The 5,972-nt window shown below is 73.3% G+C and carries 3 protein-coding genes; 1 reads left to right on the top strand and 2 read right to left on the bottom strand.

Annotated elements, in window-relative coordinates; all coding sequences use genetic code 11:
- Both scy and mce read right to left on the bottom strand, forming a co-directional pair.
- Nucleotides 1-3,977 (bottom strand): polarized growth protein Scy (gene scy, locus AB8Z36_RS28445; protein WP_369216247.1); only part of this gene is annotated, 3,977 nt, incomplete at its 3' end.
- Between the two features lie 229 nt (nucleotides 3,978-4,206).
- Entirely contained in the window at nucleotides 4,207-4,647 is a 441-nt protein-coding gene (mce, locus tag AB8Z36_RS28440) for a methylmalonyl-CoA epimerase (protein ID WP_369216246.1), read from the bottom strand.
- A 136-nt stretch (nucleotides 4,648-4,783) separates the two neighbouring features.
- On the opposite strand from mce, the gene AB8Z36_RS28435 reads away from it, so the two are divergent.
- Nucleotides 4,784-5,972, top strand: a 1,189-nt coding sequence (locus AB8Z36_RS28435; protein WP_369216245.1) for an acetyl-CoA C-acetyltransferase, incomplete at its 3' end; no start/stop codon positions are given.

Raw genomic sequence — 5,972 nt, 5'->3', positions numbered from 1 at the left:
CCACCCGTCCCTGAACCCCCGGCCGACGCGGTCTTGCCGCCACCCGACGGAGCCTCAAGAGAACCCAACGCCTCCAGCACGTCCTGGACACGGGAGATCTCCGCGTTGATGTCGTCGCGGCGCCGCACCAGGATCTCCAGCTCGTGCTTGCCCTCCTCGACCATGCGGGTGGCCTCGGCCTCGGCCGCCGCCTTGATCTGCTCGGCCTCCTTGACCAGCGAGGCCTTCTTCGTCTCGGCCTCCTTCAGGAGCCCCTCGGCCTTCTTCACGGCGGCGATACGGACCCTGCCCGCCTCGGAGTTGGCGTCCGAGACCATCTCCTTGGCCTTCGCCTCGGCCTCGGCGAGCTGCTCCTCCGCGGCCTTCACCAGCGCGTCGCAGCGCTCGCCCGCGGTCTTCATCGCCTCGGCCGACTCGCGGCGCGCACGCTCGTGCAGCTCCTCGATCTCCGCGGTGAGCCGGTCGCGCTGCTCCTCGGACCGCTCCCTTATGGCGGTCGCGTCGCGCCGGGCGCCGACGAGCAGCTCGTCCGCGTCCGTGCGCGCCTTCTCCACCCGGGAGTTGCCCTCGACGGTCGCCTCCGCGACCAGGCGGTCGGCCTCCTTGCGGGCCGCGCCGACCATCGTGTCGGCCTGCGCCTCGGCGTCGGTGGTCGCCTTGAGCGCCTTCTCCTGGGCGTCCGTCGTCAGCTTCTCCGCCTCGGCTGCGGCCTCCGTGATGAGCGTGTCGACCTGCTCGGCGGCCTCCTGACGGCGCTTGTTGGCCTCCTTGCGCGCCTCGTCGAGCATGCGCTCGGCCTCCTCGCGCGCCTCGGACGTGAGCCGCTCGGCCTCCCGCGCGCCGTCCGCCTTGACGCGCTCGGAGTCGCTGCGGATCCGCTCGGCGTGCTGCTGCGCGGAGTTCACCGTCTCCGAGGCCTCTGCGCGCAGCCGCTCGGCGTCGCCCGTCGCGTCCGAGATCAGCTTCTCGGCCTTGGCGACGGACTCCGCACGCACCCGCTCGGCCTCGGCGGCCGTCTCGGCCGTCAGCCGCTCCGCGTCGGACGCGGCCTCCGCGCGGACGCGCTCGGCCTCCGTGGTGGACTCCACCCGCAGCCGCTCGGCCTCGGCGGTGGACTCGGTGCGCAGCCGCTCGGCCTGCTCGGTGGCCTCGGCGCGGACGCGGTCGGCCTCCGCGATCGTCTCGTTCTGCAGCCGCTCGGCCTCGCCGCGCGCCTCGCCGATCAGGGTGTCGGCCTGGGCCGCGGCGTCGCCGCGGATGCGGTTGGCGTCCTCGCGGGCGTCGGCACGCGTGCGTGCCGCGTCCTGCTCGGCCGTCGCCTTGGTGTCCGAGGCCTCCGTGCGCACCCGCTGCACGTACTCCGAGGCGTCCGAACGCAGCCGCTCGGACTCCGCGATCGCCTCGGCGACCGTGCGCTCGGCGAGCTCCTTGGCGGCTTCCGACGCCTCGGCGGCCTCGCGCCGCGTGCGGTTGGCGTCCTCGGTGGCGCGCTCCCGCTCGGCGTAGGCGTCGGAACGGACCCGGTCGGCCTCCTCCTGCGCCTCGGTCCTTGTGCGCTCCGCTGCGTGCTCGGCGGCCGAGCGCAGGCCCGCCACCTCTTCCTGCGCCGCCTCGTGCAGACCCGCGACGGAGTCCCGTACGGACTGGGCGGTCTGCTCGGCGGCCGAGACGAGCTCGGTCGCCCTGCGGTCGGCCTCCTCCACCAGACGCACGGCCTCGGCCTGCGCCTCCTCGACCCGCTTGCGCGCCGAGGCGAGGAGCTCCTCGCTCTGCTCGCGCGCCCGCTCGCGCTCCTGGTCGGCCTCCGCGCGCGCGGAACCCAGCGTCTCCTCTGCCTCGCGGCGGCGGCGCGCGGCCTCCTCCTGGGCGGCGGACAGCGCCTCGGCGGCCTCCGCGCCCACCCGCTCGGCGGCCGCTGCGGCCTCCGCGCGCACCCGGTCGGCGGACTCCTGCGCCTCGGTCTTGAGCCGCTCGGCCTCGGCGGCGGCCTCCGAACGCAGCCGGACGGCGAGCGCCTCACCCTCCGCGCGGGTCTGTGAGGCGTCCGCGGCGGCCTCGGTGCGCAGCCGCTCCGCCTCGGTCTCGGCCTGCGCCTGGAGCGTACGGACGCGCTCGGCGGACTCCGAACGCAGCCGGTCGGTCTCGTCCGTGGCCTCCTTGCGCATGCGCTCGGCCTGCTCACGGGCGTCGGTAAGGGCCTGCTCGGCCGCGGTGAGGCGCTCCTCGGCCTCCGTGTGCAGCCGGGTCAGCTCCTCGGCCGCCTCGGCCTGCCGGGCCGCTATGGCCCGCTCGGTCTCCTCGCGCAGCGCCCCGGCGGCCGTCTCGGCCTCGGACCTCATGGCCTCGGCCTGCTCGGCGGCCTCCTCACGGTGCCGCTCGGCCTCCGCGCGGGTGCGCTCCAGGGTCTCCTCGGCCTGCTTGCGCAGGGTCGTGGCGCGCTCGATGGCCTCGGTGCGGACCCGCTCGCTCTCTGCGGCCGCCGCCGTCCGCAGCTCCTCGGCGTCGGCCTTCGCCTTGGCGAGCAGTTCCTCGGCGGACTTGGCCGCCTCCTCGATCTCCTTGACCGCCTCGCGCCGCGCCTCGCCCCGGATGCGCTCGCCCTCGGAGACCGCGTCCGCGCGGAGCTGCTCGGCCTCGCCGCGCAGCCTGCGCGCCTCCTCCTGGAGCTCGACGGTCTTGGCGCGGTACTCCTTGGTGTCGTCCTTCGCCGCGCCCTTGAGCTCCTCGGCGATGTCGTGCGCCTCGGCCCGCAGCCGGTCCGCCTCGGTCTCCGCCTCCGTGCGGATGCGCTCGGCCTCCTCGGTGGCGGCCTTCGTCGTCTCCTTGGCGTTCTTCGAGGCCTTGTCCAGGACCTCCTCGGCGGTCCGCGCCGCCTTCGCGAGCTGGCCCGCGGTCTCCTCGGCGGTGATCGTGCGCGCCTTCTCGGCGGCGTCCGCGGTCAGCTTCTCGGCCTCCGCGCGGGCGTCGGCGATGAGCTGCTCGGCCTCCGAGCGCGCGGCCTCGGTCTCCTTGGTGGCCTCGCTGACCAGGCGGGCGACCTGCTCCTTGGCCGTACGTGTGCGCTGCTCGCCGGCGCTCTCGGCCGCCGCGATCTGCTTGGCCGCGGCGTCCTTGGCCTCGGCGATGACCTTCTCGGCCTCGGCCCGCGCCTCGCGCAGCGCCGCGTCGGCCTCGGCCACGCGCTGCTCGGCGGCCCGGGTCGCCTCGGTGGCCCTGCGGCGGGCCTGCTCGGCCTCCTCGGCGGTGGTCGAGCGGAGCTGCTCGGCGTGGTCGGTGGCCTCCTGGGCCTGGGTGGAGGCCGCGTTCAGGAGGCGCTCGGCGTCCGTGCGCGCCCTGCGCAGGAGCGCCTCGGCCTCGGCGCGCGCGGCCTCGGCGTCGCTCGCGAGACGCCGACGGGCCTGCTCGGCGACGCGCTCGGCCTCGGCGCGGGCGGCGGACAGGGCCTGGTCGGCCTCGGCGCGCGACTCGTCCAGGAGGCGGCGGGCCTGCTGCTCGGTGCGGGCGCGGAGCTGCTCGGCCCACGCCACGTTCTCGTTGACGTGCGACTCGACGGTCCGGCGGCGCTCTGCGAGCTCCTGGTCGAGCTGCTGACGGCGCGACACGGCCTCGGAGTGCAGCTCCGACTGGAGCCTGGCCTGCTGCTCGGCGTGCTCCTGGAGGATGCGCTGCGTCTGCGCGCGGGCGTCCCTGAGCTCACGCTCGGCGTCGGCGCGCATCTGGTCGGCCTGGACCTGGGCGTTGCGGAGCATCTGCTCGGCCTGATAGCCGATGTCCGCGCTGTCGTAGGCAGGGCGGGACGCGAGGTTGCGGCGCGCCTCGTGCAGCTTGGCGCGCAACACCTCGACCTGGTAGCCGAGGTCCTCGGCGTGCTGGACGGCCTTCTCCCGCTCGGTCTTCAGCCGGTCCATCTCGGCCTCGAACCGCGAAAGACTGTCGGTCTCAGCCCGCGAGTTCTCTTGGCGTTCGTAGCCCCGCACTGCGCGGTCCCATCCGTCCCCTGGTCGAAGTCTCCAACGAGCCTCGTCCATCCGCCGGACGAGGCCCCCGGGGGAATGGTGTCAGATCAACGGCGGAGCATGGGTTGCTGCCCCGACGCTCGTCCCCCGAAACCCGGACCCCGGCACGTGGCCGCCCAGCCTTCGGACGGCCTGCCGCCCCGACTTCGGACGGCCAGGCGCTAACCCTACCGGCCCGGATATACGGAGGTCAGTGCTCCTGGGACTCGGAGGGTGCCGAAGTGACGAGTTCGGTGAGGACGCCGTGGCAGTCCTTGGGGTGCAGGAAGGTGATGCGCGACCCCATCGAGCCGGTCCGCGGCTCGTCGTAGAGGACCCGCACGCCCTTGTCCCTGACGGCCGCGGCGTCGCCGTCCACGTCCGCGGTGCCGAAGGCGATGTGGTGCACACCCTCGCCGTTCTTGGCCAGCCACTTGCCGACCGCGGAGTCGTCGCGGGTCGGTTCGAGGAGCTGCAGGTACGAGGCACCCCCGTCACTGGTCTCATTGATCTTGAGCATGGCCTCGCGCACGCCCTGCTCCTCGTTGATCTCGGTGTGGAAGACGGTGAACCCGTACGTCTCCCGGTAGAACTCGACGGTCCTGTCGAGGTCGAAACAGGCGATCCCGATGTGGTCGATTCGCGTCAGCATGTTTCAAGTGCAGCGCCTCGCACGGTGATTACGCAACGTGCGCGCGATCACACTCGTCGGCCGGTGACGGGCGGGGTACCGCTCAGTACATTCAGATAAACCCTCGTTAACTTCTCCTCCCAAGGGGCCGTGGCACATGTCTGGAACGACCGGTACCACCTCAGTGATCGTCGCGGGCGCGCGCACGCCCATGGGCCGCCTGCTCGGCTCCCTGAAGTCCTTCTCCGGCGCCGATCTGGGCGGCTTCGCGATCAAGGCCGCGCTCGACCGCGCCGGCATCGGCGGCGACCAGGTCCAGTACGTGATCATGGGGCAGGTGCTGACGGCCGGGGCCGGGCAGATCCCGGCGCGCCAGGCCGCCGTCAAGGCGGGCATCCCCATGAACGTCCCGGCACTCACCGTCAACAAGGTGTGCCTCTCCGGCCTCGACGCCATCGCCCTCGCCGACCAGCTGATTCGCGCGGGCGAATTCGACGTCGTCGTCGCCGGCGGCCAGGAGTCGATGACCAACGCCCCGCACCTGCTGCCCAAGTCCCGCGAGGGCTACAAGTACGGCGCCGTCGAGATGCTCGACTCCATGGCGTACGACGGCCTGACCGACTCCTTCGACGGCGTCGCGATGGGCGAGTCGACCGAGAAGCACAACACGCGCCTCGGCATCGCCCGCCCCGAGCAGGACGAGGTGGCCGCCCGCTCGCACCAGCGCGCCGCCGCCGCCCAGAAGAACGGCCTGTTCGAGGCCGAGATCACACCCGTGGAGATCCCGCAGCGCAAGGGCGACCCGGTGCTCTTCGCCCAGGACGAGGGCATCCGCGGCGAGACCACCGTCGAGACCCTCGGCAAGCTGCGCCCCGCCTTCGCCAAGGACGGCACGATCACCGCGGGCACCTCCTCGCAGATCTCCGACGGCGCCGCCGCCGTGGTCGTCATGTCCAAGGCCAAGGCCGAGGAGCTCGGGCTCGACTGGATCGCGGAGATCGGCGCCCACGGCAATGTGGCGGGCCCGGACAGCTCACTCCAGTCGCAGCCGTCCAACGCCATCAAGCACGCCCTCGAGAAGGAGGGCCTCGCCGTCGGGGACCTGGACCTCATCGAGATCAACGAAGCCTTCGCCGCGGTCGCCGTGCAGTCAATGAAGGACCTCGGAGTGTCCTCGGAAAAGGTGAACGTCAACGGTGGTGCCATCGCCCTGGGTCACCCGATCGGGATGTCCGGCGCGCGTGTCGTCCTGCACCTCGCCCTGGAGCTGAAGCGGCGCGGCGGCGGTGTCGGCGCGGCGGCTCTGTGCGGCGGCGGTGGCCAGGGCGACGCCCTGATCATCAAGG

The sequence above is a fragment of the Streptomyces flavofungini genome (assembly GCF_041028215.1).
Taxonomy (GTDB): Bacteria; Actinomycetota; Actinomycetes; order Streptomycetales; family Streptomycetaceae; genus Streptomyces; species Streptomyces flavofungini_B.
Note: the sequence above shows the minus strand (reverse complement) of the source record. Positions and strands in the feature narration are given on the sequence as shown.

Bases quoted from the DNA above. Each gene is read 5' to 3' on its own strand.
- mce (WP_369216246.1), bottom strand. From the start codon at position 4,647: ATGCTGACGCGAATCGACCACATCGGGATCGCCTGTTTCGACCTCGAC.